Annotated in this window: 25 protein-coding genes and 1 pseudogene; 11 read left to right on the plus strand and 15 right to left on the minus strand. The window is 71.7% G+C overall.

The window, feature by feature from the left end; genetic code table 11:
- Positions 1 to 79 precede the first annotated feature (79 nt).
- The 3 genes from ACIBN2_RS12255 to ACIBN2_RS12265 all read right to left on the minus strand — a co-directional run bounded on the left by ACIBN2_RS12255 (position 80) and on the right by ACIBN2_RS12265 (position 3,338).
- A complete protein-coding gene (locus tag ACIBN2_RS12255; RefSeq protein WP_399134237.1) occupies positions 80 to 1,060 on the minus strand; it encodes a hypothetical protein in 981 nt (326 codons plus the stop codon).
- A 113-nt stretch (positions 1,061 to 1,173) separates the two neighbouring features.
- Positions 1,174 to 2,178, minus strand: a complete 1,005-nt coding sequence (locus ACIBN2_RS12260) for a zinc-binding dehydrogenase (protein ID WP_399134238.1) — start codon at positions 2,176 to 2,178, stop codon at positions 1,174 to 1,176.
- Positions 2,175 to 3,338: a mandelate racemase/muconate lactonizing enzyme family protein gene (locus ACIBN2_RS12265; RefSeq protein WP_399134239.1), complete on the minus strand. Its 1,164-nt coding sequence runs from the start codon at positions 3,336 to 3,338 to the stop codon at positions 2,175 to 2,177. The genes ACIBN2_RS12260 and ACIBN2_RS12265 overlap by 4 nt, the downstream gene beginning before the upstream one ends.
- Before the next feature lie 406 nt (positions 3,339 to 3,744).
- On the opposite strand from ACIBN2_RS12265, the gene ACIBN2_RS12270 reads away from it, so the two are divergent.
- A complete protein-coding gene (locus ACIBN2_RS12270) occupies positions 3,745 to 4,464 on the plus strand; it encodes a hypothetical protein (protein ID WP_399134240.1) in 720 nt (239 codons plus the stop codon).
- Between the two features lie 14 nt (positions 4,465 to 4,478).
- Here the strand turns inward: ACIBN2_RS12270 and ACIBN2_RS12275 are convergent, their stop codons facing one another.
- Positions 4,479 to 4,916, minus strand: coding sequence for a MarR family winged helix-turn-helix transcriptional regulator (locus ACIBN2_RS12275; RefSeq protein ID WP_399134241.1), 438 nt, complete (start codon positions 4,914 to 4,916; stop codon positions 4,479 to 4,481).
- Positions 4,917 to 5,015: 99 nt separating this feature from the next.
- On the opposite strand from ACIBN2_RS12275, the gene ACIBN2_RS12280 reads away from it, so the two are divergent.
- Together ACIBN2_RS12280 and ACIBN2_RS12285 are read left to right on the plus strand one after the other, a co-directional pair.
- A complete protein-coding gene (locus ACIBN2_RS12280; RefSeq protein ID WP_399134242.1) occupies positions 5,016 to 6,014 on the plus strand; it encodes an NADP-dependent oxidoreductase in 999 nt (332 codons plus the stop codon).
- 113 nt (positions 6,015 to 6,127) lie between these two features.
- Complete coding sequence (locus tag ACIBN2_RS12285; protein ID WP_399134243.1) at positions 6,128 to 6,547, plus strand: organic hydroperoxide resistance protein; 420 nt, start codon at positions 6,128 to 6,130, stop codon at positions 6,545 to 6,547.
- A 129-nt stretch (positions 6,548 to 6,676) separates the two neighbouring features.
- Here the strand turns inward: ACIBN2_RS12285 and ACIBN2_RS12290 are convergent, their stop codons facing one another.
- Positions 6,677 to 7,828 carry a serine hydrolase domain-containing protein gene (locus ACIBN2_RS12290; RefSeq protein ID WP_399134244.1) on the minus strand — a complete coding sequence of 384 codons (1,152 nt, stop codon included), beginning with the start codon at positions 7,826 to 7,828 and terminating at the stop codon, positions 6,677 to 6,679.
- 197 nt (positions 7,829 to 8,025) lie between these two features.
- Between ACIBN2_RS12290 and ACIBN2_RS12295 the strand changes: the two genes are divergently transcribed.
- On the plus strand, positions 8,026 to 8,889 hold the full coding sequence (locus ACIBN2_RS12295) for a hypothetical protein (protein WP_399134245.1): 864 nt from the start codon (positions 8,026 to 8,028) through the stop codon (positions 8,887 to 8,889).
- A gap of 43 nt (positions 8,890 to 8,932) precedes the next feature.
- Positions 8,933 to 9,718 (plus strand): EI24 domain-containing protein, encoded by a 786-nt coding sequence (locus ACIBN2_RS12300; RefSeq protein WP_399134246.1) that lies wholly within the window; start codon positions 8,933 to 8,935, stop codon positions 9,716 to 9,718.
- A 17-nt stretch (positions 9,719 to 9,735) separates the two neighbouring features.
- Here the strand turns inward: ACIBN2_RS12300 and ACIBN2_RS12305 are convergent, their stop codons facing one another.
- Both ACIBN2_RS12305 and ACIBN2_RS12310 read right to left on the minus strand, forming a co-directional pair.
- Positions 9,736 to 10,983, minus strand: a complete 1,248-nt coding sequence (locus ACIBN2_RS12305; protein ID WP_399134247.1) for a pyroglutamyl peptidase — start codon at positions 10,981 to 10,983, stop codon at positions 9,736 to 9,738.
- A gap of 70 nt (positions 10,984 to 11,053) precedes the next feature.
- Positions 11,054 to 12,010, minus strand: a complete 957-nt coding sequence (locus tag ACIBN2_RS12310) for a LysR family transcriptional regulator (protein WP_399134248.1) — start codon at positions 12,008 to 12,010, stop codon at positions 11,054 to 11,056.
- Positions 12,011 to 12,059: 49 nt separating this feature from the next.
- On the opposite strand from ACIBN2_RS12310, the gene ACIBN2_RS12315 reads away from it, so the two are divergent.
- Together ACIBN2_RS12315 and ACIBN2_RS12320 are read left to right on the plus strand one after the other, a co-directional pair.
- On the plus strand, positions 12,060 to 12,449 hold the full coding sequence (locus tag ACIBN2_RS12315) for a RidA family protein (RefSeq protein WP_399134249.1): 390 nt from the start codon (positions 12,060 to 12,062) through the stop codon (positions 12,447 to 12,449).
- 25 nt (positions 12,450 to 12,474) lie between these two features.
- On the plus strand, positions 12,475 to 12,804 hold the full coding sequence (locus tag ACIBN2_RS12320; protein ID WP_399134250.1) for a YrdB family protein: 330 nt from the start codon (positions 12,475 to 12,477) through the stop codon (positions 12,802 to 12,804).
- Positions 12,805 to 12,813: 9 nt separating this feature from the next.
- Here ACIBN2_RS12320 and ACIBN2_RS12325 read toward each other — a convergent pair whose 3' ends face one another.
- The gene (locus tag ACIBN2_RS12325; RefSeq protein WP_399134251.1) at positions 12,814 to 13,392 is read right to left on the minus strand and encodes a TetR/AcrR family transcriptional regulator; all 579 of its coding nucleotides are present in this window, start codon (positions 13,390 to 13,392) and stop codon (positions 12,814 to 12,816) included.
- A gap of 105 nt (positions 13,393 to 13,497) precedes the next feature.
- On the opposite strand from ACIBN2_RS12325, the gene ACIBN2_RS12330 reads away from it, so the two are divergent.
- Positions 13,498 to 15,942: a beta-glucosidase gene (locus ACIBN2_RS12330; protein WP_399134252.1), complete on the plus strand. Its 2,445-nt coding sequence runs from the start codon at positions 13,498 to 13,500 to the stop codon at positions 15,940 to 15,942.
- Positions 15,943 to 16,023: 81 nt separating this feature from the next.
- Here the strand turns inward: ACIBN2_RS12330 and ACIBN2_RS12335 are convergent, their stop codons facing one another.
- Positions 16,024 to 17,004 carry an aldose epimerase family protein gene (locus tag ACIBN2_RS12335; protein WP_399134253.1) on the minus strand — a complete coding sequence of 327 codons (981 nt, stop codon included), beginning with the start codon at positions 17,002 to 17,004 and terminating at the stop codon, positions 16,024 to 16,026.
- A gap of 49 nt (positions 17,005 to 17,053) precedes the next feature.
- Positions 17,054 to 17,941 carry an SGNH/GDSL hydrolase family protein gene (locus ACIBN2_RS12340; protein ID WP_399134254.1) on the minus strand — a complete coding sequence of 296 codons (888 nt, stop codon included), beginning with the start codon at positions 17,939 to 17,941 and terminating at the stop codon, positions 17,054 to 17,056.
- A 257-nt stretch (positions 17,942 to 18,198) separates the two neighbouring features.
- On the opposite strand from ACIBN2_RS12340, the gene ACIBN2_RS12345 reads away from it, so the two are divergent.
- A complete protein-coding gene (locus ACIBN2_RS12345; RefSeq protein WP_016435485.1) occupies positions 18,199 to 18,693 on the plus strand; it encodes a DUF3145 domain-containing protein in 495 nt (164 codons plus the stop codon).
- Positions 18,694 to 18,782: 89 nt separating this feature from the next.
- Here the strand turns inward: ACIBN2_RS12345 and fabF are convergent, their stop codons facing one another.
- The 5 genes from fabF to ACIBN2_RS12370 all read right to left on the minus strand — a co-directional run bounded on the left by fabF (position 18,783) and on the right by ACIBN2_RS12370 (position 23,748).
- Positions 18,783 to 20,054 (minus strand): beta-ketoacyl-ACP synthase II, encoded by a 1,272-nt coding sequence (gene fabF, locus ACIBN2_RS12350; protein ID WP_399134255.1) that lies wholly within the window; start codon positions 20,052 to 20,054, stop codon positions 18,783 to 18,785.
- Positions 20,055 to 20,132: 78 nt separating this feature from the next.
- Complete coding sequence (locus ACIBN2_RS12355; RefSeq protein ID WP_015660680.1) at positions 20,133 to 20,381, minus strand: acyl carrier protein; 249 nt, start codon at positions 20,379 to 20,381, stop codon at positions 20,133 to 20,135.
- Positions 20,382 to 20,488: 107 nt separating this feature from the next.
- Positions 20,489 to 21,487, minus strand: a complete 999-nt coding sequence (locus tag ACIBN2_RS12360; protein WP_399134256.1) for a ketoacyl-ACP synthase III — start codon at positions 21,485 to 21,487, stop codon at positions 20,489 to 20,491.
- A gap of 21 nt (positions 21,488 to 21,508) precedes the next feature.
- Positions 21,509 to 22,453, minus strand: a complete 945-nt coding sequence (locus tag ACIBN2_RS12365) for an ACP S-malonyltransferase (protein WP_399134257.1) — start codon at positions 22,451 to 22,453, stop codon at positions 21,509 to 21,511.
- An 89-nt stretch (positions 22,454 to 22,542) separates the two neighbouring features.
- Positions 22,543 to 23,748, minus strand: coding sequence for a PucR family transcriptional regulator (locus tag ACIBN2_RS12370; RefSeq protein WP_399134258.1), 1,206 nt, complete (start codon positions 23,746 to 23,748; stop codon positions 22,543 to 22,545).
- 95 nt (positions 23,749 to 23,843) lie between these two features.
- On the opposite strand from ACIBN2_RS12370, the gene ACIBN2_RS12375 reads away from it, so the two are divergent.
- Positions 23,844 to 24,500 carry a pirin family protein gene (locus ACIBN2_RS12375; protein ID WP_399134633.1) on the plus strand — a complete coding sequence of 219 codons (657 nt, stop codon included), beginning with the start codon at positions 23,844 to 23,846 and terminating at the stop codon, positions 24,498 to 24,500.
- A gap of 95 nt (positions 24,501 to 24,595) precedes the next feature.
- Positions 24,596 to 24,781, plus strand: a pseudogene (locus ACIBN2_RS12380) (response regulator transcription factor); the annotation flags it as partial.
- Positions 24,782 to 24,810 lie beyond the last annotated feature (29 nt).

Below are 24,810 nucleotides of genomic sequence, written 5' to 3' on the forward strand. Positions count from 1 at the left end.
CGAGGTCGGTGACAAGCGCCCCCGCAAGGGGCGCGGGGAACTGCGCGACCAGCCACAACGGCCCCGCAGCCCCCAACGGTCATCCAGCGGCACCGTCGACGGGGAAGCGGTTCAGGCGCCCCGGCAACCGGGATCCGAGCGGAGCCATGTGACCGTCGGCCCCGTGCCGGGCAAGCAGATCGAGGGCGAGCCGGCCGCGCCGAACCCGCTCCCGCGCGGTGTCCAGGGTCACGTCCCGCAGGTGGGTGCCCCACGGGTAGATGCCGGGAGCCTTGGACAGACCGAACTTCAGGTAGAGCGGTGCGCCGCGCCGGATCAGCTCGGCGACCTCGTACATCCGGACGTAGCCGCCGAGGTCGTCGGGGGCCTCGATGTACATGTCCATGGGGGCGGCGGAGACCCGCCGTATCTCGGTGAGGTGATCGAGCGTCAGGTCGCTCGGCACGTTGACCGAGTCGGCGCCCAGGTGCTCGAAGACCGCGTAACTGGCCGGGTTGACCGGCCCGACGAGCGCGGACACCTTCAGCGTGGTGTCGGCCGGGATGATCCCGGCCGTGCGCGCCCGGTGCAGCGTCCACAGCACGCCCTCGTCGGCGACGAGCAGGCACTTGACGCCCAACTCCGTTGCGCGGACGGCGTCTTCGACACAGCCGGCGACGGCGTCGTGACCGCGTGCGCGCAGTCCGGCCCCCCGCGAGTCGGAGCGCACGGAGCCACCGGTGTCCCAGGTGCCGCGCGGGCCCGTGAACAGGCAGAGCTCGATGTCACGTTCGGCCGTGGACTCGACCATCTCGGTGATCTCGGCGTCGGTCAGCATCCATACGCCGCTGCCCTGGCTGATCCGGTGGATCGGCACGTCCAGGCGCGAGGACTCCTTGAGTACGACGGCCAGCGCTTCGGGACCCTCGCACGAGGGGATCTCGGTGCGCCAGCGGCCGCCGCCGGGGAAGGTGTGCGGCGAGGCGTCGGCGGGGTCGAGGGCGGGCGCGCCCAGGCCGAGCGCGGTGAGCACCTGCTCACCCGGTCGGCGGGCCGCCGTGGCGGAAGCGTCGGTCGTCACAAGCTGTCCTTCGTGTTCGATATTTCGGACAAGGTTCGCGGCTCGGGGCAGAGAAAGGGCTTGGGTGTACGCCGGTACGGGGACCGTCAGGTCGTCCCCGTACCGGCGTACGGCTAGGGGCGGAGCAGCACCTTGCCCACCTTCGGATCGCCGGACCCGACCAGCTCGATGGCCTGCGGGAACTCGTCCAGCGGCAGTTCGTGCGTGACGAGCGGCAGCGGATCGAGCAGACCGGCCGCGAACACCCGCACCGTGTGCGCCCAGGCGTCCGGCGGTGCCCCGAAGACGGTGTGCACCTCCAGCTGCCGTACGACCAGGTCGGTCGGGTCGAGGCCCTCGGCGCCGGGCGCCGGGATGCCCGTCAGGACCAGACGCCCGCCGCGCCGGAGCAGACCGGCGGCGGTACGGGCCGCGTCCGCGGATCCGGCGGTCTCGATCACGACGTCGAGGTCGCCGGGCAGCTCCTGGTCCTTGGTGCGGAACTCGGTGGCGCCGAAAGTTCTCGAAAGCCCGGCCCGGTCGGGTCGCGTCCCCACGACGAGCAGCTCGCCCGGTGATCCGGCCCGCAGGAACTGCACGGCGAACATGCCGAGCGTCCCGGTGCCCACCACGCCGACCCGCTCGCCCGGCAGGGCGTTCGCCTTGATCGCGGCGGCCGCGATGCAGGCGGCCGGCTCCAGCAGGGCGGCGGCCGTCAGGTCCGCGTCGTCCGGCAGGACGTGCAGCAGCCGGGCCGGCAGGGTGAGCGTGGTGGCCATCGCACCCGGCTGGGTGAACCCGGTCTCCTCGTACCCGGCGGTGCACAGCGTGGTCTCGCCCGCGTGGCAGCGGTCGCACACCTGGCAGTTGCGGAAGCCCTCGCCGACGACCTTGCGGCCCACGAGACCCGACGGCACACCGGTCCCGACCGCCGCCACCGTCCCGGACCACTCGTGGCCGGGCGTGAGCGGGTAACGCACGTACCCCTCGGGCCGGTTGCCCTGGTACACCTCGCGGTCGCTGCCGCAGATGCCGACGGCGTGGACCCGGACGAGGGCCTCGCCGGGGCCGGGCTCGGCCGGCGTGTGACCGGTGAGCCGGTGCTCGCCCGGTCCCTCCACGACGACGGCGCTGCTCACTTGGCGCCCTTCGGGCTGCGCTTCTCCCAGCCCTCGGCCCACAGGTCGAACCGGGCCTGCTGCTGCGGGAACTCGGCCGCCGCGTCGACGTCCAGCTCGACGCCGAGACCGGGCGCGTGGGAGAGGTGGAAGCAGCCGTCCTCCGGGTTCACCTGCGGCGCGCCCTTGACGACCTTCTTGATCTCCGCGTCCGCGAAGTCGTTGAAATGCTCCAGGATCTTGAAGTTGGGGGAGGTGAAACCGACCTGGAGCGAGGCGGCGGTGAGCACGGGCCCGCCCACGTTGTGCGGCGCGACGAGCATGTAGTGGGTCTCGGCGGTCGCCGCGAGCTTGCGCGTCTCCCAGATACCGCCGATGTGGCCGACGTCCGGCTGGATGATGTCGACGGCCTGGCTCTCGAACAGCTCGCGGAACTCGATGCGGTCGTGAATGCGCTCACCGGTGGCGACCGGCATGTCGACCTTGGCGGCGACCTTCTCCAGCGCCTTGAGGTTCTCCGGCGGTACGGGCTCCTCCAGCCAGGCGGGCTTGAAGGGGGCGAGTTCCCGCGCCAGCCGTACGGCGGTGGCGGGGGAGAACCGGCCGTGCATCTCCAGCATCAGCTCGGCCTCGGGCCCGATCGCGTCGCGCACGGCCTCGATGAGGGAGACGGCGTAGAGGGTCTGCGCGTGGTCCAGCTCGAAGTGCCCGGTGCCGAAGGGGTCGATCTTCAGGGCCCGGTAGCCGCGCTCCATGACGCCCTGGGCGGCCTTGTGGTACGCCTCGGGCGTCCGCTCGGTGGTGTACCAGCCGTTGGCGTACGCCTTGACCTTGTCGGTCACCTTGCCGCCCAGCAGCTGCCAGACGGGCACGCCGAGAGCCTTGCCCTTGATGTCCCAGCAGGCCATCTCGATCACCGCGATGCCGGACATCACGATCTCGCCGGCCCGGCCGTAGTCGCCGTACTTCATCCGGCGGACGAGGTCTTCCACGGCGAACGGATCGGAGCCCAGAATGTGGTTGGCCTCGGCCTCCCGCAGATAGCCGATCAGCGCGTCGGTGTGGCCCAGCATGCGGGTCTCGCCGACTCCCGTGATCCCTTCGTCGGTGTGCACCTGGACGTAGGTCAGGTTGCGCCAGGGCGTCCCGACCACGTGAGTGCTGATTCCGGTGATGCGCACGGCAGTTGTCCCTCGCTGGTTCGACGTCTCTTCAACTGTGTTCGAAATTTCGTCACACGTTCGAAATGCTGGCGTGACAGTAAGGACGGGGCGGTAGGGGTGTCAATGGGTCGAACGCATAACGGTTTCGACACTGCTTTCGGTGCGCTTTTCGGCGACGGTTTCGGCGCCATCGGGGGAGATGCCCGACACGCCCTGCCGGACGACCTCAACTCGCCGCACCGGAACGGGTAGTTCCCCACACAACTTTCACAGCTGTGACTATGACCGTTACCTGAGAGGAACTTAGTCTTCCGGCGTCATGGATTACTGCCACCCGTGCCGCCGGCACCTCAATGGCGCCCTCGCCTGCCCGGGGTGTGGCGCGCAGCTCGAAGAACTCCGCGCGCATGCGGAGCACAGCGGCGTGCGTGAGCACGGGGGCGCGGCGTACGGCGCGGGTCCCGAGGGCCCGTACGGAGGCGCGGAGAGCCACGCCTCCGACGAGGACGAAGAGGGCGACGAGGGTGACGGGGACGCCGCCGCGGACGCCGATGACGCTCACGCGCCGGTGGGCCGTGCGGCCGCGCGGCGTGCGCAGGGACGTGGCCGCGGGCGGGGGCGCGGCGGACGGGCCGCCGAGGGACCCGGGGGCGCCGCAAGCCGCCGCGACCGCAAAGCGGCCGCCCATCGCCGTCGGCGGCGCCGGATCCTGCTGATCACCGTGGCCTGCGCGCTCGCGGCCGGCGGCCTCAGCCTCGCCGAACTGGGCGTCGACGCGCCCTTCTCGACCCCCAAGCCGGCCGCGGCCGGGGATCAGTCGGCGGAAGGCGCGGCGGCGTCGGAGGTGGGCAAGGCCAAGCCGGGTGACGGCAAGGCGGGCGCGGGTTCGGCCACGGGCGCCCCGTCTGCGGACGCGTCCCCCTCCGCGTCGAAGTCCCCCAAGGGCAAGGCGAAGAAGGACGAGCCCGGCAAGGACGCGCAGTCCTCCACGGCGACCGCGAACCCGGCCCCCGCGACGACACCCCCGGCTGCCACGCCCCCGCCGTCGACCCCGACGCCGACCACCGCCCCGACGAGGTCCGACCCGACCCCGACGCCTACGCCGTCACAGACGTGCAAGCGGTTCCTCTGGTGGTGCGGCTGAGGGGCTGAGTTCCCCTAGGCCGCGAGCATCCGCCGTAGCAAATCGCGCAAAGACCGGCGCTCCTCGTCCGACAGCCCGGCCAGCGGCTCGCGGGCGAAGCGCAGGCCGTCGCGGAGTTCCCGGGCGACCCGCAACCCCTCGTCCGTCGCGGCGGCCAGCTTCACCCGGCGGTCGGCCGGGTCCGGGCGGCGCTCGACGAGCCCCCGCGCCTCCAGGCGGTCCACGATCCCGGTGACGTTCGACGGCTCGCACTTCAGCTTGTGCGCCAGCTTCCGCATCGGCAGCGGCTCCAGCGACAGCAGACTCAGCAGCCGCGCCTGCGCGCCGGTCAGCGCGTGCTCGCCGGCGGCCTCCTCGTAGTCCGCGTAGAACCTGGCCACGACGTCGCCGATCAGCTCGACGACCTCCATGGTCAGCGCGTCGGGACGGCGGGTCTTCTCAGGGGTGGGCATGGCTCCAGGATACCCGGTTACTTGACAACATGAAATATTCAGGAGCATGGTTGTTTCAGCTACTGAAACATTTCCCCCACGCCCGGAAAGGCGCCCGACATGATCAACCGCGAATGGCACCTGCTCAGCCGTCCCGTCGGCTGGCCCAAGCCCGAGGACTTCGCCCTGGTCGAGACCGAGGTCCCGGCGCCGGGTCCGGGCCAGGTGCTGGTGCGGAACAAGTACCTCTCGGTCGACCCCTACATGCGCGGCCGTATGAGCGACGCCAAGTCCTACGTCGCCCCCTTCGAGCTCGGCAAGGTCATGCAGGGCGGCGCGGTCGGCGAGGTCGTCGCCTCGAACGCCGAGGGGATCGCGGCCGGCGACCACGTCCTGCACGTCTTCGGCTGGCGCGAGTACGCGGTCATGGACGCCAAGAACGCCGTCAAGGTCGACCCGGAGGCCGCGCCGCTGAGCACGTACCTCGGCGTCCTCGGCATGACGGGCCTGACGGCGTACGCGGGCCTGCTTCGGGTCGCCGCCTTCCAGGAGGGTGACGCGGTCTTCGTCTCCGGCGCCGCGGGTGCCGTGGGCAGCCAGGTCGGCCAGATCGCGAAGCTCAAGGGCGCCTCGCGGGTCATCGGCTCCGCCGGCTCCGACGAGAAGGTCAAGCTGCTCGTGGAGGAGTACGGCTTCGACGCCGCCTTCAACTACAAGAACGGCCCGGTCCGCGAGCAGCTGAAGCAGGCCGCCCCGGACGGCATCGACGTCTACTTCGACAACGTCGGCGGCGAGCACCTGGAGGCCGCGATCGGCGCGCTCAACCTCAAGGGCCGGGCCGTGATCTGCGGCATGATCTCGCAGTACAACGCGACCGAGCCGGCCCCCGGCCCGCGCAACATGGTCAAGATCCTGCAGAACCGGCTGCGCGTCGAGGGCATCCTCGTCGGCGACCACTACGACCTGCAGCCCCAGTTCGTCCAGGAGGTCGGCCCCTGGGTCGCCTCGGGGCAGCTGAAGTACCGCGAGACCGTCGTCGAGGGCATCGAGAACAACCTGGAGGCCTTCCTCGGCGTCCTGCGCGGCGACAACACCGGGAAGATGATCGTCAAGCTCTGACCCTTCCATGAGCCGGCCTCTTCTGCTGATTTCCGGTATGCGATAACTTCTTTCTGAAACCGTCGTCGATCGTGGGCGCGAGTCGCGGCGGACCCGAGGAGGAAGACAACCGCATGTCCATCCAGCAGACCGACGTCCTCTACACCGCCGTCGCCACCGCCGAGAACGGTCGCGACGGCCGGGTCGCCACCGACGACGGCAAGCTCGACGTCGTCGTGAACCCGCCCAAGGAGATGGGCGGCAGCGGCGCCGGCACCAACCCGGAGCAGCTGTTCGCGGCCGGCTACAGCGCCTGCTTCCAGGGCGCCCTGGGCGTCGTCGCCCGCCAGGAGAACGCCGACGTCTCCGGCTCGACGGTCACCGCGAAGGTCGGCATCGGCAGGAACGACGACGGCTTCGGCATCATCGTCGAGATCTCGGCCGAGATCCCGAACGTCGACGCCGCCACCGCGCGGGGCCTGCTCGAGAAGGCCCACCAGGTCTGCCCGTACTCGAAGGCGACTCGCGGCGACATCACCGTGACGCTGGGCTGACACCGCTCGTTGCGTACGACGGGGCCGCACCCCTGGACGTGGGGTGCGGCCCCTTCGTGCCGTGCGGTCTCTTCGTGCCGTGCGGTCTCTTCGTGGGGTGCGGCCCTCTCTTGTGGGACGCGGGCCGGATCAGACGCTCAGCGCCGCCGTGTGCGCCGCCCGCACCAGCCGCTCGTTCTCCGGCGCCGCCCCCTCCGGGCAGGCGCAGCGCCGCCGGGTGTAGCCGTAGGCGAGGCCGCTGCGCGGGTCCGCGAACGCCTGCGCCCCACCCCACCCGCTGTGCCCGAACGCCCCCGCGCCCAGGAACGGGTACCAGGTCTCGGCCGTCGCCTGGAAGCCGAGGCCGAAGGCCAGATGTGTGCGGGTCACCAGGTCGTGACCGACCGAGTGGATCTGCCCGACCTCGGCGACGGCGTCCGGCTTCAGCAGCGGCGGCCGCCCGGCCACCTCGCTGATCGCCGCGGCGTACATCCCGGCGAGCCCGCGCGCGGCGGCCACCGCGCCCGCCGACGCCGGTCCTCTGGCGCGCACGAGACGGGAGTTGGCGTGGTCCGCCGGTTCTCCCGCCCCGGGCACATGCGTGTTGAAGGCGATCGAGGCGAGCATGTGCGGCCCCTGCGGCGTCGCGTCCAGCACGGCCTGCTGCTTGGGCGTCGGGGCCATCGGCTGCACGGACCGGAAGCGCGGCTCCAGGGCCTCGGGCAGTCCCAGGTGGAAGTCCAGTGCGTACGGCGTCCGCACCCGGTCCTCGTAGACCTCCCGGAGGGTGTGGCCGGTGGCCCGGCGCACCACCTCGCCGGTGAGCGCGCCGATGACGAACGCGTGATGGCCGAAGGCCGTGCCCGGGCGCCAGAACGGCCGCTGGTCGGCGAGCCGTTCGGCGATCACGCGGTCGTCGGCCAGCTCGGACTCGGTGAACCCGGTGTCGAGGCCGATGAGTCCGGCGCGATGGGTGAGCAGGTCGCGCAGCGTCAGCGCCGCCTTGCCCTCCGCCCCGAACTCCGGCCAGTAGTACGTCACTTTGCGGTCCAGTTCGAGCGTGCCGTCCTGCACGAGCAGCGCGACGACCAGGTGGGCGGCGCCCTGGGTGGAGGAGAGCACGCCGTACAGGGACTCGGCGTCGTTGCCCTCGCCCGCCCACAGGTCGACGACCTTCCTCCCGTGCACGTAGGCGCACAGCTGTCCCTCGTAGTCCGGCAGTTCCCCCGCGACGAACGCGGCGAACTCCTCCCGCACCGCTTCGAAGCCGGTCGCGACGGTGCCGTGAATCTCTCGCGTCATCCGTTCTCCTCAACCTCGGCCGCCGTTCACCTGCGCCGGGCAGCACGTAGATCCGTACGGCGAGGTGGGCCCGTTCGACTCAACCGCACCAACCGGGAGTTCGGGTCACGGATGCCCCGGACGGCACATCCCGGACCGGCGGATGGGGGCATCCTGAGGTCGACCGGCGGCCGCCGACCGTGAGCCGAGGAGAGCCCATGGCAACGATCCCTTCGCTCCCGAGCAGGGACGAAGTGCTGCGCATGGCACGCAGCACCACCGACATCACCGGCCAGATCCTGGACACGGCCGGGAACATCACGAAGATCGCCATCAACACCTTCGACCCGCGCGACGGTTCGGGCACCGAGGTGCTGCGCGTGCTGCGGGAGACCACCGCGGAACTGGCCGAGGCGAGCGCGTCGCCCCAGGCGCAGGAGGCGTTCTACCGCATCGTCGACACCCTGACCCGGCTGGGCACGAGCGGGGCGCCGCTCGCGGTGCATCCGGTGAGCGAACCGGCACAGGCGCTGCTGACCGCGCTCGGTGACAGCCTGCTGCCGGTGCTGGACGCGGTGGAGCCGGCCGTCGAGGAGTTCGCGGACGCACTGGGCGACCTGGTCGAGGCGACCTCGCCGCTGCTGCCCGCGGCGGCGGGCGTGGCCGCGGGGGCGCTGCTCGCCGTGACGCCGGTGCTGCGGGCGGCGGCGGACGTGCTGCGCGACTCCTCGCCCGAACTGCGGCGTGTCGCCGACGCGTTGACGGCCGCGCTGGCTCCGCTGATGCCGTTGCAGGTGGCCCTCGCGGAGCGGGCGGCCGCCGCCGGGGCGGGGCTGGTCAGTGCCACGCTTCCGCCGCTGGCCGATCTCGTGGAGGCGGCGGCCGCGACGACGAAGGTGGCGCGCCCTCTGCTCGTGGCGGGGGAGGAGATGCTGGTGTCGGGACTGGAGCAGCTCCAGCCGGCGCTGCTCGCCGCGGCGTCCCGGGCGGGGCGGTTCGTCCGGGCGGGGGCGGTGCGGGTGTCCGCGGCGGTGTCGCCCGCGGCGGAGCAGGGGGTGGTCGTGGCCGTCACGCCGGTGTAGTGCTCGGCGAGGGCGCCCAAGCCGACCTCGGTAGAGTTCCCCCATGCGCGATCTTGGGGCCGGCTTCACCTACCTGCTGAAGGGCCAGCGGTGGGTGGCCCGGCATGGGAAGCAGTACGGGTTCGGGCTGCTGCCCGGGCTGATAACCCTTGTTCTGTACGCGGCGGCGCTGGTCGCGCTCGGGATGTGGGGGGAGGACGGGGTCGCCTGGGCGACGCCGTTCGCGGACGGCTGGGCGAGTCCGTGGCAGGGGTTGTTCCGCGGGTTCCTCACCGCCGTCCTGTTCGCCCTCGGTCTGCTGCTCGCGGTCGTCACGTTCACCGCGATCACGCTGCTGATCGGCCAGCCCTTCTACGAGAACCTCTCCGAGAAGGTCGACCGTGACGTCTCCCCGGACGGCACCGCCCCCGAATCCGGACTCCCCCTCTGGCGCGAACTGTGGATCTCGGGCCGTGACAGCCTTCGGATCGTCGCCCGCGCCCTCCTCTGGGGCATCCTGCTCTTCGCCCTCGGCTTCCTCCCGTTCGTCGGGCAGACCGCGGTCCCGGTGATCGGCTTCTTCGTCACCGGCTTCTTCCTCACCGAGGAGCTCGCCTCGGTGGCGCTCCAGCGCCGCGGCGTCGAACTGCGCGACCGTCTCGCCCTGTTGCGCTCCCGCAGGACCCTGGTCTGGGGCTTCGGCACGCCCCTCGGCCTCGCCTTCCTGGTCCCCTTCGTCGCGGTGTTCCTGATGCCGGGCGCGGTCGCGGGCGCGACGCTGCTGGCGCGGGAACTGCTGGGCGAGGAGATCGAGGAGGACGAGCCCGAGGACGAGCAGGTCACTTCCTGAGGGTCACTTCCCGGCGGTCACTTCCGGAAGGTCGCGTCGGCCGCCACGGTGATGATCGACCGCACCTGGGCGACGATGTCCAGCCGGTTGCGCACGAACTCGGGATCGGTGATCTGGGTCGTGTTCCCGCTCGCGAACTGGAGCACAGGCGTGTGCACATGGCCGCCCGGCAGCGTGTCGTGCAGTCCCATCCGGTCCCGCAGCAGTGTCGCCCGGTAGGCGATCTCGTTGGAGAGGTAGTCGCCGCCGCCCCCGGCCCGCGCGGTCGAGCCGGGCGTCGGCCCGTCCGGCCGTACGACGGGATCGGTGGCCCCCGCCGGGATCTCCGTCACCTCCGTGTGGTCGTACACCGGGAAGCGTCCCGTGTCCGCGGCCACGATCGCCTTGTACGGCAGGGTCGTCGTCGTCCACTGCGGCTGCGTGGCCGAGTCGGTCACCGGGACGGTCTCCGTCCGGCTGACGTTGTCGTTGTCCGGGAACCCGCCCCGCCAGGCCCCGTTGGTCCGCTCCACGTCGAACCGGCCGACCCGTCCCTGGCTGATGGTCGTGAAGAGATCCACCTTCTTGAGGTACGGCCGCAGGGTCCGTTCCACGGTTCCGTCGGCGAAGTCCCGCCAGCGCACCGGGAACACCACCGCCTCGATGCGCGCCGGACCCTCCGCGGTACGAATGACGGTGCCGTCGAGGGCGAGTGCCGTGGCCCCGGAGGGGTTGGAGATGCGGATGTCCCGGTCCAGCGTGAAGGGATCGAAGCCGGTGACGAGGATCCGCTTGACCGCCTTGCCGTGCGGGAGGCGGATGTCCGTCTGCCCGCGCGAGGTCCGCTCCAACTCGTCCAGCAGGGCTACGCGTTGGGGGTCGGTCAAGGCGAACCGAGGCTCCCAGGTGCGGACGTCCCTCGTCAGGCCGAGTCGCGCCCAGTACAGCGGGCGGTCGTCGTCCCTGCTGAGGTCGCCGTCCGCCGGGCCCCGGCCCTGCACCCGGTCCACGGCCCGCCGCCACAGCGCCGATCCCTCGCGTACGACGGTGCGGCGCGCCTCGCCGTAGGAGCGCGCCCTGCCCAACTCCGTTGCCAGGCGCGGCGCCACGTCGTCGAAGCCGGAACGGCGCAGGATCTCCTGGGGTGCCGCCTTGTCGAGCCGCTGCTCCTCGACGGTCGGGGAGGGGGCGGCCTGGGCCGTCGCCGTGGCCGCCGGGGCCGCGAAGCCCGCCATGAGTGTGAGTCCGAGGATGCCGATCCGAACGCGTAGGGAGTTCAAGGCCATCGGGTCCTTCCGTCGCCGTCGTGGGGGAGCGTGGTGCGGACGGTCGGCAGTATCACCCGGGGGAAGTGGTCTACGCCATGGGGCCGTTGAGGCATGTGGGGATCCTGGCCACCGCCTCTCGCAGTGCTCCGACGAACGCCTCCGCCGCCGGGGAGGCCGACCGGCCCCGTGCCGTCGCCGCGTACACCGCCCGCGCCGGCGCTCCCTCGTCGAGCACCGGCAGCAGGGCCACGTCCGGGCGTACGGACTCGGCGGCGAGGGCCGGGACCAGGGTGACGCCCAGGCCGGCGGCGACGTACCCCTGCTTGGCGGTCCACTCGCCGACGACATGCGTCACGCGCGGGCGAAAGCCCTGGCGCAGGGCCGCGTCCAGGAGGGTGCCCTCGGGGCGTGAGCTGCCGGATATCCAGTCGGCGTCGGCGAGTCGGCCGAGGCGGATCGGGCTCTCGCGGGCGGCCAGGGGGTGGCCGGCGGGGACGGCGACGTACAGCGACTCGTCGAGGAGGTGGTGGAGTTCGTACGAGTCCAGGGGCGCGCCGCCGGTGGTCGAGACGACGGCCAGGTCGAGGTGGCCCGCGGTCAGGCGGTCCAGGAGCCCGGGTGTGAAGCCCTCCTCGCGGGAGATCAGGACCTCGGGGTGCCGGGTGCGGAAGGCGGCCAGCGCGTACGGCACCAGGGCCGCGTCGGCCGTGGCGAACGCCCCGAACCGCAGCCGTCCGCCCGCCACTTCGCGCAGCGCCCGGAGTTCGCGGACGGCGCCGTGCAGCGTGTAGACGACCCTCTCCGCGTGCGGGACGAGCACGCGGCCGGCCTCCGTGAGGCGTACGCCGCGCGGCAGCCGGTCGAAGAGCTCCGAGCCGCCCAGGGCGGCCTCCAGTGCGGCCACTTGGCGTGACACCGCGGACTGGGTCCAGCCGAGGCGCCGTGCCGCCACCGTGAACGAACCGTTCCGGGCGACTTCCAGGAACACCCGCAGCCACACGGTGGACAGATCCGCTTCGTGATGCGTGTTCGGCATGGCAACCATGCTAGACACTCGCTTGTGGCATCCCGCCGGGCCCGCCTAGCGTCGGCGTATGAAGGTCACCCTGGACAATCCGCCCGCCGCGCCGCAGCCCGCGAGCCCCTACTACTCCCAGGTCGCCCGCGTCGAACACGCCGACGGCGGCGCCCTGTTGTTCGTCTCGGGCCAGATCGCCGAGGGCGACACGCTCGCGGAGCAGACGCGCGGCATCTTCGAGGGCCTCACCGCGCTGCTGGCGGCGCACGGCGCGACCCTGGAGCACGTCATCAGCATCCGCTCGTACCTGACCGACATCGAAAAGCTCCAGGAATACGGTTCCGTACGGCGGGAGTTCCTGATCGGGACGCCGCCGACGAGCATGACCTTCGAGGCCGCGCGGCTCTTCCGCCCCGAGGCGCAGATCGAGATCGAGGTCGTCGCCGCGGTGCCCGCTCCGGAGTGATCCATTCCGGGTGATACTGCCGTCCATGAAGGCTGCGAACCTCGGCGTCCTCTTCCTGATCGAGCTCGGCGCCCTCGCGGCCGTCGGGTACTGGGGCTTCACGCGTGACGTGGCGACCCCGCTCACCTGGCTGCTGGGCCTCGGCGGCCCCGCCGTACTCGTCGTGCTGTGGGCGCTGTTCGGCTCGCAGAAGGCCACGTACAAGACGCGCGGCGCGGTCCGCGTCGGCTTCGAACTGCTCTGGTTCGGAACCGGCGTGGCCGCGCTGTGGGCCGCCGGGGCGGTGGGCTGGGCGATCGCCTTCGCCGCCGTGTGCGCCGTCAGCAAGACCCTCGCGGTCATCTGGCGCCAGTAGCGGGAAGGTTCAGGTCTGCTCGCCCAGCAGCGCGAGGAAGTCCCGGAACGCGCCCGGCATGTCCACCGACTCCGGGTCCAGCAGCCACTGGTACTGCAGACCGTCCATGACCGCGACCAGGAGCGGGGCCGTGCGCTCCGGGGTGAGCCCGTTCGGCAGCCGCTCGCCGTACTCGGCGCGCAGCACCCCCGCCATGCTCTCGCGCACCTGCCGGTAGCGGTCGGTGAAATACTCCCGCGCCGGATGCCCCTCGGTGACGCTCTCGCCGAGCAGTGCGGAGAAGGTCTGGATGATGCCGGGCCGCATCGCGTTGTACTCCACCAGCGAGGCCAGCAGGTCGACCCGCCACTGCGTGGCCGGCACCGCGTCCCACTGGTCGCGCTCCTTGAGCACGGCGACCAGCAGCGCCTCCTTGGTCGGGAAGTGGTGCAGCAGCCCCTGCTGGGTGAGCCCGACCCGCTCCGCGACCGCGGCCAGGCTCGTGCCGCGGTAACCCCGCTCGGCGATCACCTCCAGCGCCGCCCGGACGATCTCCGCGCGCCGCTCCTCGCTCCTGACCCTGGCGTTCATGGCGTCACCGTACGGCATCCATGGGCCCGCACTATTACGGCACGATAACGAAACCTACCGCGTTACAGGTAACGGGTGCACGATGTGTCCCAGCACGACAGGACTCGACGAGGAGGCATCCCGATGGCGGGAAACCCTGGAACCTCTCCGGCCGACCAGGCGCGCGAGGCCGCCGTCGAGGCGGCGCTCGGCAAGCTGGACCTGGACGCGAAGACACGGCTGCTGGCCGGCCAGGACACCTGGTCGCTGCCCGCCCTGCCGGAGATCGGCCTGAGGTCCCTCGTCATGTCCGACGGGCCGATCGGTGTCCGAGGGGTGCGCTGGACCGCCGACGACCCGTCCGTCGCGCTGCCGTCCCCGACCGCGCTCGCCGCCACCTGGGACCCCGAACTCGCCCGCCGCGCGGGCACGTTGCTCGCGCAGGAGGCCCGCCGCAAGGGCGTGCACGTGCTCCTCGCCCCGACCGTCAACCTCCACCGCTCCCCGCTCGGCGGCCGCCACTTCGAGGCGTACAGCGAAGACCCGTACCTGACCGGCGTGATCGGCGCCGCCTATGTGAACGGCGTGCAGGCCGGCGGCGTCGGCACCACCGTGAAGCACTTCGTCGCCAACGACGCCGAGACCGACCGCTTCACGGTGAACAACCTGGTCTCCGAGCGCGCCCTGCGCGAGCTGTACCTCGCCCCCTTCGAGTTCATCGTGGAGAACGCCCACCCCTGGGGCATCATGACCGCCTACAACACGGTCAACGGCACGACGATGAGCGAGCACCGCCACCTCGTGAACGAGGTCCTGCGCGGCGAATGGGGCTTCGACGGCTACAACGTCTCGGACTGGACGGCCGCCCGCTCCACCGTCGGCGCGATCCAAGGCGGCCTCGACGTCGCCATGCCCGGCCCGCACACCGTGTACGGCGCACCCCTCGCCCAGGCCGTGCGGGACGGAAAGGTCGAGGAGGCCACCGTCGACGAGGCCGTACGCAACGTGCTGCGGCTCGCCGCCCGCGTCGGCGCCCTGGAGAGCGCCGAGCCGGCCGTCACCGAACCGCCCAGGCCCGTCGACGGCGCCGCACTGGCCCGCGAGATCGCCCGCCGCGCCTTCGTCCTCGTGAAGAACGACGACGGGGCGCTCCCGCTCAGGCCGGGCACGGTCGCGCTCATCGGCGCCGCCGCCCGTGACGCCCGTGTCCTCGGCGGCGGTTCCGCCACCGTCTTCCCCGCCCGGGTCGTCTCCCCGCTCGACGGCCTCACCGCCGCCCTGCCCGAGGGCACGCTCAGCTACGCCGTCGGCGCCGACCCGGCCACCGAACTCGCCGTCGCCGACAAGGGGTTCGCGCTGCGGGCCGTGTGCCGGGACGCGGACGGGAACGTCATCGGCACCGGCTCGGCCCCCAACGGCGCGATCCAGTGGATGGGTTCGGACCTGCCGGAAGGCGTCACCCACGACCGGCTGCACACCGTCGAGCTGACCGGCACCTTCACCCCGCGCGAGAGCGGCCCGCACACCTTCGGCACCAAGGGCAGCGGGCACTTCACCCTCACCGTCGGCGGCACGACGTACTACGACGAGGTCCAGCACCCCGCGGAGGACGGCGACCGCTTCGAGGCGTTCTTCGGCGCCCCGGTGCCCCGCGCCCTGGCCGAGCTGACCGCGGGCGAAACGGTCGAGGTCTCCCTCACCTTCGTCGTCACGCTCCCGGACGACATCCCCTTCAAGGTCGTCGCCTTCGCCCTCTGCCACCAGGAGCCGCAGCGTGACGCCGACGAGCTGATCGCCGAGGCCGTCGAGGCCGCCCGCGCCGCCGACACTGCCGTCGTCGTGGTCGCCACCACCGAGCGGGTGGAGTCCGAGGGCTTCGACCGCAAGGACCTCGCCCTCCCCGGACGCCAGGACGACCTGGTCCGCGCCGTCGCCGCCGCCAATCCGCGCACCGTCGTGGTGGTCAACTCCGGCTCCCCGGTGGAACTGCCGTGGCGCGACGACGTGGCCGCGGTCCTGCTGAGCTGGTTCCCCGGCCAGGAGGGCGGCGCGGCCCTCGCGGAGGTCCTCACCGGGGCGCACGAGCCGGGCGGCCGCCTGCCCACCACCTGGGGCTCCCTCGCCGACGCCCCGGTCACCCAGGTGGTGCCGGAGAACGGTGAACTCCCGTACACGGAGGACCTCTTCATCGGCTACCGCGCCTGGGAGAAGGCGGGCCGGACACCCTCGTACCCCTTCGGCCACGGACTCGGCTACACCGACTGGACGTACGAGTCCGTCGAGGTCGACGGCACCACCGCCAAGGTCCGCCTGCGCAACACCGGGGAGCGGCCGGGCCGCGAGGTCGTCCAGATCTATCTGGCCCCGGCCGCGACCGACCCCGCCCGCCCGGCCCGCCGGCTCGCCGGTTTCGCGGGTGTCCAGGCCGGACCCGGCGAGACGGTCGAGGCGGTCGTCGACCTGCCGCGCCGCGCCTTCGAGGTCTGGGACGAGGCGAACGGGGCATGGTCGTTTGTGAAGGGTTCGTACGAGATCCAGGTCGGGCGCTCGATCACGGACCGCAGGATCACGGTGACGATTAACGTCTGATCCGGGTCAAGTCTCTCCCCATGAACAGCCCCGGCCCGGGTCCTGACCCCTGGGCCGGGGCTCGTCACGTGTACCGCCCGGTCAGCGGGTGCCGAAGCGGTACGTGGTCCGGGACCTGAACACCTCGCCCGGCCGCAGCACCGTGCTCGGGAAGTCCGGCCGGTTCGGGGAGTCGGGGTAGTGCTGGGTCTCCAGCGCGATGCCGTCGCCGGGGGCGAAGGGCTCGCCCAGGTGGTCCGCGGTGTAGAGCTGCAGACCGGGCTCGGTGGTCTCCACGGTCATGACCCGCCCGGACGCGGGGTCGTGCAGCTCGGCGACCTCCCGCGGGGTCTCGGTGACCCCGCCGTCGAGCGCGAAGTTGTGGTCGTAGCCCCCGCCGGTCTTGCGCGCCTGACGGAAGTCGAAGCGTGTCCCCGTCACGTCGGCGGGGCCGCCGCTGGGAATCAGGTCCCCGTCGACCGGGGTGAAACGGGAGGCGGCGAGCCGCAGTTCATGACCGCCCGCGTTCCCCTGGCCGCCGAGGTTGAAGTAGCTGTGGTTGGTCAGGTTCACCACGGTCGGCGCGTCCGTGACCGCCTCGTACGAGATCGCCAGCGCCCCGTCCGCCTCCAGCGCGTACGTCGCGGAGACCTCAAGACGGCCCGGGAAGCCCTCCTCGCCGTCCGGGCTGACCCGGCTCAGCCGCAGCCCGTGTGCCCCGTCCGCCAGGGGCGTCACGTCCCACACCCGCTTGTCGAAGCCGCCGTCACCGCCGTGCAGCGAGTTCGGGCCGTTGTTCCGCGCGAGCACGTGGACCGTGCCGTCCAGCGAAAAGCGGCCGCCCGCGATCCGGTTGGCGTACCGGCCGATGAGGGCGCCCAAGTACGGCTCCGGGTGCGTGAGATAGCCGTCCAGGTCGGCGAACCCCAGCACCACGTTCACGGCGCGCCCGTCCCCGTCCGGGACCTCCAGCGACTGCACGATCCCGCCGTACGACAGGATCCGGACCCGTATGCCCGCCCGCTCCAGGGTCCAGCGGTGGACCGGAGTGCCGTCGGAAAGTGTGCCGAAGAGTTCGTTCATGTTCGGAACTTTAAGTCACCCCCTGCGCGGCGCCTGCCCCAGACCTTCGTCAGGCCTTCTCCGCGGTGACCTTGCGGTAGGCGATCTCCGCCAGCCTCGCCTGGCCGTTCACACTCGGGTGGAACCAGTCCCACCTGCTCAACTGCTCCGTGCCGAAGCGGTAGTCGTAGACCGCGCCGTCGTCGAAGCGGCACCGGCGGTCCTTCGCGCAGACCTCCCTCAGCACCGTGTTGTACGCCTCCACCCGCTTCTGCACCGTGTTCCGCCGCAGGGTCGCCGCCGAGTCCAGCGCGTCCGCGTCGCTCAGCATCGAGGGGCAGATGCCGAGCTTCCACACCTGCTTGCCCAGCGGATTGGTGCGCCCCTGCGACCACAGCCGCTTCAGGTTCGGCACACTCGCCACGTACACCTGCGTCTTGGGCAGGGACTCACGCAGCGTGCTCAGCGCGTCCTCGAAGTCGGCGCGGAAGCTCTCCACCGAGGTCATGGCGGAGGTGCTGGCCCGGCAGGCGTCGTTCGCCCCCGCCATGACCGTCACCAATTGGGGCCGGCGTGTCGCGGCCTGGGCCATCTGGCCGGGCAGGTCCGCCATTCGGGCCCCCGTCATCGCGTAGTTCCAGCTGCGCTCGGCCGCCCGCGTCCTGCCCAGCAGCCGCACCGCGAGGCTGTCCACGTCGGAGCTGGTGCCGGTCGCCCAGGAGACCTCGGGGCAGTCCGACAGGACCGTGCAGGCGTCGAAGCCGCGCGTGATGGAGTCGCCGACCGCGGCGATCGAGCGGGGGCTGACGTCCCACGCCGGTGCCGGCCTCACCTTGTGCGCCGACGCGCTCTTCGGTCCGGAGGAGTTGCCACCGACGGCGTCGCACCCGGCGAGGCCCAGCACGGTCGCCGCCACGGCGGCGAGAACGGTCCGTGAGCGGTGGCTTGTCTTCCGCATCCGCAGGCGATCCCCTCGGTAGTCGTACGCACGTGTCCCCTCATGACAACGTGCGAGGGTTCCCGATCCACGCCCTCCTGGAACGGTTCACACCCGTACAAGCGTCCTGCCGGGTGAATGGCGGACGTTTCAGCGCATCGGGACCGACGGTACGTCACACTCCTTGCGCCGTCGCACGGTAGCCTCGCCATCAACGTGGCTGCCCGGCCACGAGTCCGCCAGTTCGCCAGATCGACCTGCTCTGCCCGGAGGTGCCGGTGACGACACGTGGGGTTCTGTACGTGCACTCCGCGCCGCGCGCGCTGTGCCCGCACGTCGAATGGGCCGTCGCCGGAGTGCTCGGCACGCGCGTCAACCTCGACTGGATCCGGCAGCCCGCCGCGCCCGGCACCTGGCGCTCGGAGTTCTCCTGGCAGGGCGAAGCCGGCACGGCCTCCAAACTGGCCTCCGCGCTGCGCGGCTGGCATCTGCTGCGCTTCGAGGTGACCGCCGAGCCCTGTCCCACCGCGGAGGGCGAGCGCTACAGCTGCACCCCCGACCTCGGCATCTTCCACGCCGTCACCGGCATCCACGGCGACATCCTGATCCCCGAGGACCGTCTGCGCGCCGCCCTGACCCGCGCCCAGCAGGGTGAGACGGACCTCGAGGCCGAGATCGCCAAGCTGCTGGGCAAGCCGTGGGACGACGAGTTGGAACCTTTCAGATACGCGGGCGAGGGAGCACCGGTGCGCTGGCTGCACCAGGTCGTCTGACGCACGGACACGCGAACCCGCGGACAACACGGACACGCGAAGGGCCCCCACCGTCCGGTGGGGGCCCTTCGGTTGCGTACGGGCGCCGCTCAGATCGTGCGGAAGGCCAGCACCACGTTGTGGCCGCCGAAGCCGAACGAGTCGTTCAGCGCGGCGATCCGGCCCTCGACCGGCAGCTTGCGGGCCTCGCCGCGGACGATGTCCGCGTTGGCCTCGGCCTCCGGGTCGAGGTTCTCGACGTTGATGGTCGGCGGAGCGACCCGGTGGTACAGCGCGAGGATCGTCGCCACGGACTCCACGCCGCCCGCGCCACCCAGCAGGTGACCGGTCATCGACTTCGTCGCGGAGACCGCCATGTGGTCGGCGTCGTCGCCGAACACCTTGCGCAGCGCCTTCAGCTCGGCCACGTCACCGGCCGGCGTCGAGGTGGCGTGCGCGTTGACGTGCACGATCTCGGCCGCGTTCAGGTCGGTGCGCTCCATCAGGTTCTGCAGGGCGTGCGAGATGCCCTTGCCCTCGGGCTCCGGCTGCACGATGTCGTGGCTGTCGGCGGAGATGCCCTGGCCGACCGCCTCGGCGTACACCCGGGCGCCGCGCCGCTCGGCGTGCTCGGCGGACTCCAGCACCAGGACACCGGCGCCCTCGCCGAGGACGAAGCCGTCACGGTCCACGTCGTAGGGGCGCGAGGCGCCCTCGGGGTTCTCGTTGTTCTTGGACATCGCCATCATGTTGCCGAACGCGGCGATGGGCAGCGGATGGATCGCCGCCTCCGTGCCACCCGCGACGACGACGTCGGCGCGGCCGGTGCGGATCATCTCGATGGCGTAGCCGATGGCCTCGGCGCCCGACGCGCACGCGGAGACCGGCGTGTGCACGCCCGCACGGGCGCCCACCAGCAGGCCCACGTTGGCCGAGGGGCCGTTCGGCATCAGCATGGGGACGGTGTGCGGGGAGACGCGGCGGACGCCCTTCTCCTTGAGCACGTCGTACTGGTCGAGCAGGGTGGTCACGCCGCCGATGCCGGAGGCGATGACGGCGCCGAGCCGGTCGGGGTCGACGTGGCTGTCCTCGCCGGCCTTGTCGGTGAAGCCGGCGTCCGCCCAGGCCTCCTTGGCCGCGATCAGCGCGAACTGCGCCGAGCGGTCCAGCCGGCGGGCCTGCGGCCGGGGAATGACCTCGGTCGGCTCCACGGCGACGGGCGCGGCGATGCGGACCGCCTGCTCGGCGGCCCATTCCTGCTCGAGGGGCTTCACGCCGGACTTGCCGGCGATCAGACCTTCCCAGGTAGATGCTGCGTCGCCACCCAGCGGTGTGGTTGCGCCGATACCGGTGACGACCACGGTGCGATTGGTCGGGCTCACGGGAATTCTTTCTCCAACGGATCGGGATTCAGCGGCGCCACCGCCGGGTGGCGGGGCAAGGCAACCGGACCTGGAAGATCAGGCCTGGTGCTTGAGGATGTAGTCGGTCGCGTCGCCGACCGTCTTGAGGTTCTTGACGTCCTCGTCGGGGATCTTGACGTCGAAGCGCTCTTCGGCGGCGACGACGACCTCGACCATGGACAGCGAGTCGACGTCCAGGTCGTCGGTGAAGGACTTGTCCAGCTGGACGTCCTCAACCGGGATGCCGGCGATCTCGTTCACGATGTCGGCGAGACCGGCGACGATCTCTTCCTGAGTGGCGGCCATGTCAGGCGCTCCTTCTTTGTGATCCAGAGGGTTTGGCGGCCCACCGCGTCAGCGGCAGGTTGGGTACTGCCCGTGCGGACCGGTCGTACCGGCCCGGCACGGAGTGCCTAGGGGAGAGTAACGACCGTCGCGGCATACACGAGACCCGCCCCGAAGCCGATGACGAGCGCGGTGTCGCCGCTCTTCGCCTCACCGGTCGCCAGGAGCCGCTCCATCGCGAGCGGAATCGAGGCGGCCGAGGTGTTGCCGGTGGTGCGTACGTCACGCGCGACCGTGACGTGCTCCGGCAGTTTCAGCGTCTTCACCATCGAGTCGATGATCCGCTCGTTGGCCTGGTGGGGAATGAAGACGTCCAGGTCGTCCGGGGTGATTCCGGCCGCGTCCAGCGCCTGCTGGGCGACCTTCGCCATCTCGAACACGGCCCAGCGGAACACCGCCTGGCCCTCCTGCGTGATCGCAGGGAACTTGCCCGTGGAGCTGTCGTACTCGGTCCACGACACGGTCTGCTTGATCGTCTCGGACTTGTCGCCCTCGGAGCCCCAGACGGTCGGGCCGATGTGCGGCTCCTCGGCCGGGCCCACCACGACGGCGCCCGCGCCGTCGCCGAACAGGAAGGCCGTGGCGCGGTCCTCCAGGTCGGTCAGGTCGGACAGCCGCTCCACGCCGATGACGAGGACGTACTGCGCGGAACCCTCGACGATCATGCCCTTTGCGAGCGTGAGGCCGTAGCCGAAGCCGGCGCAGCCCGCCGAGATGTCGAACGCGGCGGCCTTGGCGGTGCCGAGCTTGTCGGCGATCTCGGTGGCGACGGCCGGGGTCTGCTTGAAGTGCGAGACGGTCGAGACGATCACGCCGCCGATCTGCTCGGCGGAGATCCCGGCGTCGGCGATCGCCTTGCCGGAGGCCTCGATGGACATCGCGGCCACGGTCTCCTCGTCCGAGGCCCAGTGCCGGGTCTCGATGCCGGAGCGCGAACGGATCCACTCGTCGGACGAGTCGATCTTCTCGAGGATCACCTCGTTGGGCACCACCCGGGTCGGGCGGTAGCCGCCGACGCCGAGGATGCGCGCGTACGGGGCGCCCTTGCTGGGCTTGATCTTCGACATGTTCGTACGGCTCCTTAGGGCTCAGGCTTCGGCGCCCGCTGCGCCAGCAGCAGAATCAGATGCTGCGGCGATGAGCGCGCGGGCCGCGTCGAGGTCGTCGGGGGTCTTCAGCGCCAGGGTCTGCACACCCGGCAGCGCGCGCTTGGCGAGGCCGACCAGCGTGCCGCCGGGGCAGACCTCGATGATCGCGGTCGCACCGAGCTCCTTGAAGGTCTCCATGCACAGGTCCCAGCGGACCGGGTTGGCGACCTGGCCGACCAGCCGCTCGACGATCTCGGCGCCGGTGGCGACAGTCTGCCCGTCCTTGTTGGAGACGTAGGTGATCCGCGGGTCGGCGGGCGCGAGTTCCTTGGCGGCCTCGGCGAGCCTGTCGACGGCGGGCGCCATGTGGTGCGTGTGGAAGGCGCCGGCGACCTTCAGCGGGACGACCTTGCGGACGCCCTCGGGCTTGTCCTCGTTCAGCACGGCGAGCTGCTCCAGCGTGCCCGCGGCGACGATCTGGCCCGCACCGTTGACGTTCGCCGGGGTCAGGCCCAGCTTCTCCAGGTGCGCGACGGACACCTCGGGGTCGCCGCCCAGCAGCGCCGACATCCCGGTCTCGGTGATCGCGGCCGCCTCGGCCATCGCCAGACCGCGCTTGCGTACGAGGGTCAGCGCGGCCGTGTCGTCGAGGACGCCGGCGAAGGACGCGGCGGTGATCTCGCCGACGCTGTGACCGGCGACGGCGCCCGGCGTCATGGCACCGAGTGCCGCGGCCGACAGGATTCCGGCCGCCACCAGCAGCGGCTGGGCCACCGCGGTGTCACGGATGGCGTCCGCGTCGGCCTGGGTGCCGTAGTGGGCGAGGTCCAGTCCGATGGCGTCCGACCAGGCGCCGACGCGGTCGGAGGCGCCTGGCAGTTCGAGCCAGGGAGTCAGGAAGCCGGGCGTCTGGGCGCCCTGGCCGGGAGCGACGAGTACGAGCACTCTCACACTCTCTCTTGAGGGCGGCCCAAGCCGCCCGTGGGGACAGGGACGAAGAACAGCAGGGGGTTTTGTAGGCCCCCGACAAAAGCCTAGGCCGGTAGATCTCCGTCGGCCAGACGCCCCAGGATCAGCGCGATCCGCAGCGTGAACGCGGAGCGTACATCGGAAGGCGACCACCCGGTGACGTCAGTCACACGTCGGAGCCGGTAGCGCACGGTGTTGGGGTGAACGAAGAGCATCCGCGCGGCTCCCTCCAGACTGCTCGCCTGCTCCAGATAGACCGAGAGCGTCTCCAGGAGAGCGGACCCGGCCTCCTCCAGTGGTCTGTAGATCTCCTCCACCAGCTGCTCGCATGCGCTCGGGTCGCCGGCGATGGCGCGCTCCGGCAGCAGATCGTCGGCGAGCACCGGCCGCGGGGCGTCCTGCCAGGCGAAACACGCCTTGAGGCCGGCGGCGGCGGCCTGCGCGGAGCGGGTCGCGGTGAGCAGGTCGGCCACCACGGGACCGGCCACGACGGGCCCGGCGGCATAGGGCCCGATCAGGGACTTGGCCACCCCGATGGGGTTGTCGCTGCCGCCGGCGATGACCACGAGGCGGTCGCCGAGTACGCCGGTGAGCACCTGGAGCTTGGCGTGCCGGGCGGCCCGCCGGATGGCCTCCACGGTCAGCTCGGAGTCCCCGTCGGGCGCGGTCCCGAGGACGACACAGACATGCTCGGGCGCGTTCCAGCCCAGGGCGGCGGCCCTGCTGACCGCGCCCTCGTCGGCCTCGCCGCTCAGCACGGCGTTGACGACAAGGGACTCCAGCCGGGCGTCCCAGGCACCGCGTGCCTCGGCGGCCTGGGCGTAGACCTGGGCGGTGGCGAAGGCGATCTCGCGGGCGTAGACGAGCAGCGCCTCGCGCAGCACGCGCTCGTCGCCCGGAGCGGCCACCTCGTCGATGGCGCTCTCCATGACCTCGATGGTGGTGCGCACCATCTCCACGGTCTGCCGCAGGGTGATCGCCCGGGTCAGCTCGCGCGGAGCCGTACCGAACACGTCCGTCGAGATGGCCTGGGGCGCGTCGGGATGCCGGAACCACTCGGTGAAGGCGGCGATACCGGCCTGGGCGACCAACCCGATCCAGGAACGGTTCTCCGGCGGCATCGCCCGGTACCACGACAGCGTCTCGTCCATGCGCGCGATGGCCTGCGCGGCGAGGGAACCGGAGGACATCTCCAGTCGCTTCAGGGTTCCGGCATGCGGGTGCACATCGGGCGCAATGGTTTCGGGCTTGCTCGTTTCGGGTTCGGGCACGGGACAAGACTGCCTTATCCGGACGGGAGTGCGCGTCGCCGGGTCGCCGGTGCGTCCCACGGCGCGGTTCGCGCGCCGCTACCGTGGGGTGCGTGATGGACGTACGGCGCGCTGCGGAGCGCTATCCGGGAGGCGACCCGGCGGCCGGTATCGAATCCCGGCACGCCTTCTCCTTCGGCCCGCACTACGACCCCGACAACCTCCGCTTCGGCGCGGTGATCGCCTGCAACGAGGAGTGCCTGGCTCCCGGCGCCGGCTTCGACGAACACCCGCACAGCCACACGGAGATCGTGACCTGGGTGGTCGAGGGCGAACTGACGCACCGTGACTCGGCGGGTCACCGGACGGTGGTGCGCCCCGGCGACGTGCAGCGCCTCAGCTCGGCGGCGGGCGTACGGCACGTGGAGCGCAACGACGACGACCGGCGGCTGGTCTTCGTGCAGATGTGGCTGGCCCCCCTCGAACCGGGCGGCGACCCCGCCTACGAGATCGTCCGCGGCATCGCCGACTCGACGCCGTACGCGGTCCCGGAGGCGGGCGCGATGCTGCACGTCCGGCGTCTGCGGGCCGGGGAGCGGGCGGCGGTCCCGGACGGCGCCTTCGTGTACGTCCACGTCGTGCGCGGCGAGGTACGACTCGACGGCGAACGGCTCGCCCCCGGCGACGCGGCCCGCGTCACGGACGCCAAGGACCTCGAGGCGGAGGCCCTGACGCAGGCCGAGTTCCTGATGTGGGAGATGACGGCGGTCTAGAGGACCGGCCCGTACGCGCGGTGCCGTCGCGCCCGCCGGCTCGTCCGCCGTCGCACCCGGAGTGCCGATGCCGCTCTTGTCGTGGTGCTTGTGCTGTGGTCCTCCGCGGCAGGAACAACTCCGAGATCGCCCGGGACCTGTTCGTCGCCGAGAGCACCGTCAAGACGCACGTCACGCACGCCCTCGCCAAGCTGGGCCTGCGCGACCGCATCCACGCCGTGCTCTTCGCCTACGAGCACGGCCTCACCGAGCCGGGGAGGCCCGGCCCCGGGACCGGCTGATCAGCGGCGGCCTTCGGTGACGTCCCGGC

It is taken from the genome of Streptomyces sp. NPDC050534 (assembly GCF_044457745.1).
Classification (GTDB): domain Bacteria; phylum Actinomycetota; class Actinomycetes; order Streptomycetales; family Streptomycetaceae; genus Streptomyces.

Excerpts from the sequence above, each read along its gene's own strand:
- ACIBN2_RS12310 (WP_399134248.1), bottom strand. The coding sequence starts at position 12,010 with ATGGTTGCCATGCCGAACACGCATCACGAAGCGGATCTGTCCACCGTG.
- ACIBN2_RS12330 (WP_399134252.1), top strand. The coding sequence starts at position 13,498 with ATGGCGGGAAACCCTGGAACCTCTCCGGCCGACCAGGCGCGCGAGGCC.
- ACIBN2_RS12360 (WP_399134256.1), bottom strand. The coding sequence starts at position 21,487 with ATGTCGAAGATCAAGCCCAGCAAGGGCGCCCCGTACGCGCGCATCCTC.
- ACIBN2_RS12285 (WP_399134243.1), top strand. The coding sequence starts at position 6,128 with ATGTCCATCCAGCAGACCGACGTCCTCTACACCGCCGTCGCCACCGCC.
- ACIBN2_RS12355 (WP_015660680.1), bottom strand. The coding sequence starts at position 20,381 with ATGGCCGCCACTCAGGAAGAGATCGTCGCCGGTCTCGCCGACATCGTG.
- ACIBN2_RS12335 (WP_399134253.1), bottom strand. The coding sequence starts at position 17,004 with ATGAACGAACTCTTCGGCACACTTTCCGACGGCACTCCGGTCCACCGC.
- ACIBN2_RS12315 (WP_399134249.1), top strand. The coding sequence starts at position 12,060 with ATGAAGGTCACCCTGGACAATCCGCCCGCCGCGCCGCAGCCCGCGAGC.
- ACIBN2_RS12340 (WP_399134254.1), bottom strand. The coding sequence starts at position 17,941 with ATGCGGAAGACAAGCCACCGCTCACGGACCGTTCTCGCCGCCGTGGCG.
- ACIBN2_RS12280 (WP_399134242.1), top strand. The coding sequence starts at position 5,016 with ATGATCAACCGCGAATGGCACCTGCTCAGCCGTCCCGTCGGCTGGCCC.
- ACIBN2_RS12375 (WP_399134633.1), top strand. The coding sequence starts at position 23,844 with ATGGACGTACGGCGCGCTGCGGAGCGCTATCCGGGAGGCGACCCGGCG.
- ACIBN2_RS12320 (WP_399134250.1), top strand. The coding sequence starts at position 12,475 with ATGAAGGCTGCGAACCTCGGCGTCCTCTTCCTGATCGAGCTCGGCGCC.
- ACIBN2_RS12275 (WP_399134241.1), bottom strand. The coding sequence starts at position 4,916 with ATGCCCACCCCTGAGAAGACCCGCCGTCCCGACGCGCTGACCATGGAG.
- ACIBN2_RS12290 (WP_399134244.1), bottom strand. The coding sequence starts at position 7,828 with ATGACGCGAGAGATTCACGGCACCGTCGCGACCGGCTTCGAAGCGGTG.
- ACIBN2_RS12305 (WP_399134247.1), bottom strand. The coding sequence starts at position 10,983 with ATGGCCTTGAACTCCCTACGCGTTCGGATCGGCATCCTCGGACTCACA.
- ACIBN2_RS12325 (WP_399134251.1), bottom strand. The coding sequence starts at position 13,392 with ATGCCGTACGGTGACGCCATGAACGCCAGGGTCAGGAGCGAGGAGCGG.
- ACIBN2_RS12300 (WP_399134246.1), top strand. The coding sequence starts at position 8,933 with ATGCGCGATCTTGGGGCCGGCTTCACCTACCTGCTGAAGGGCCAGCGG.
- ACIBN2_RS12295 (WP_399134245.1), top strand. The coding sequence starts at position 8,026 with ATGGCAACGATCCCTTCGCTCCCGAGCAGGGACGAAGTGCTGCGCATG.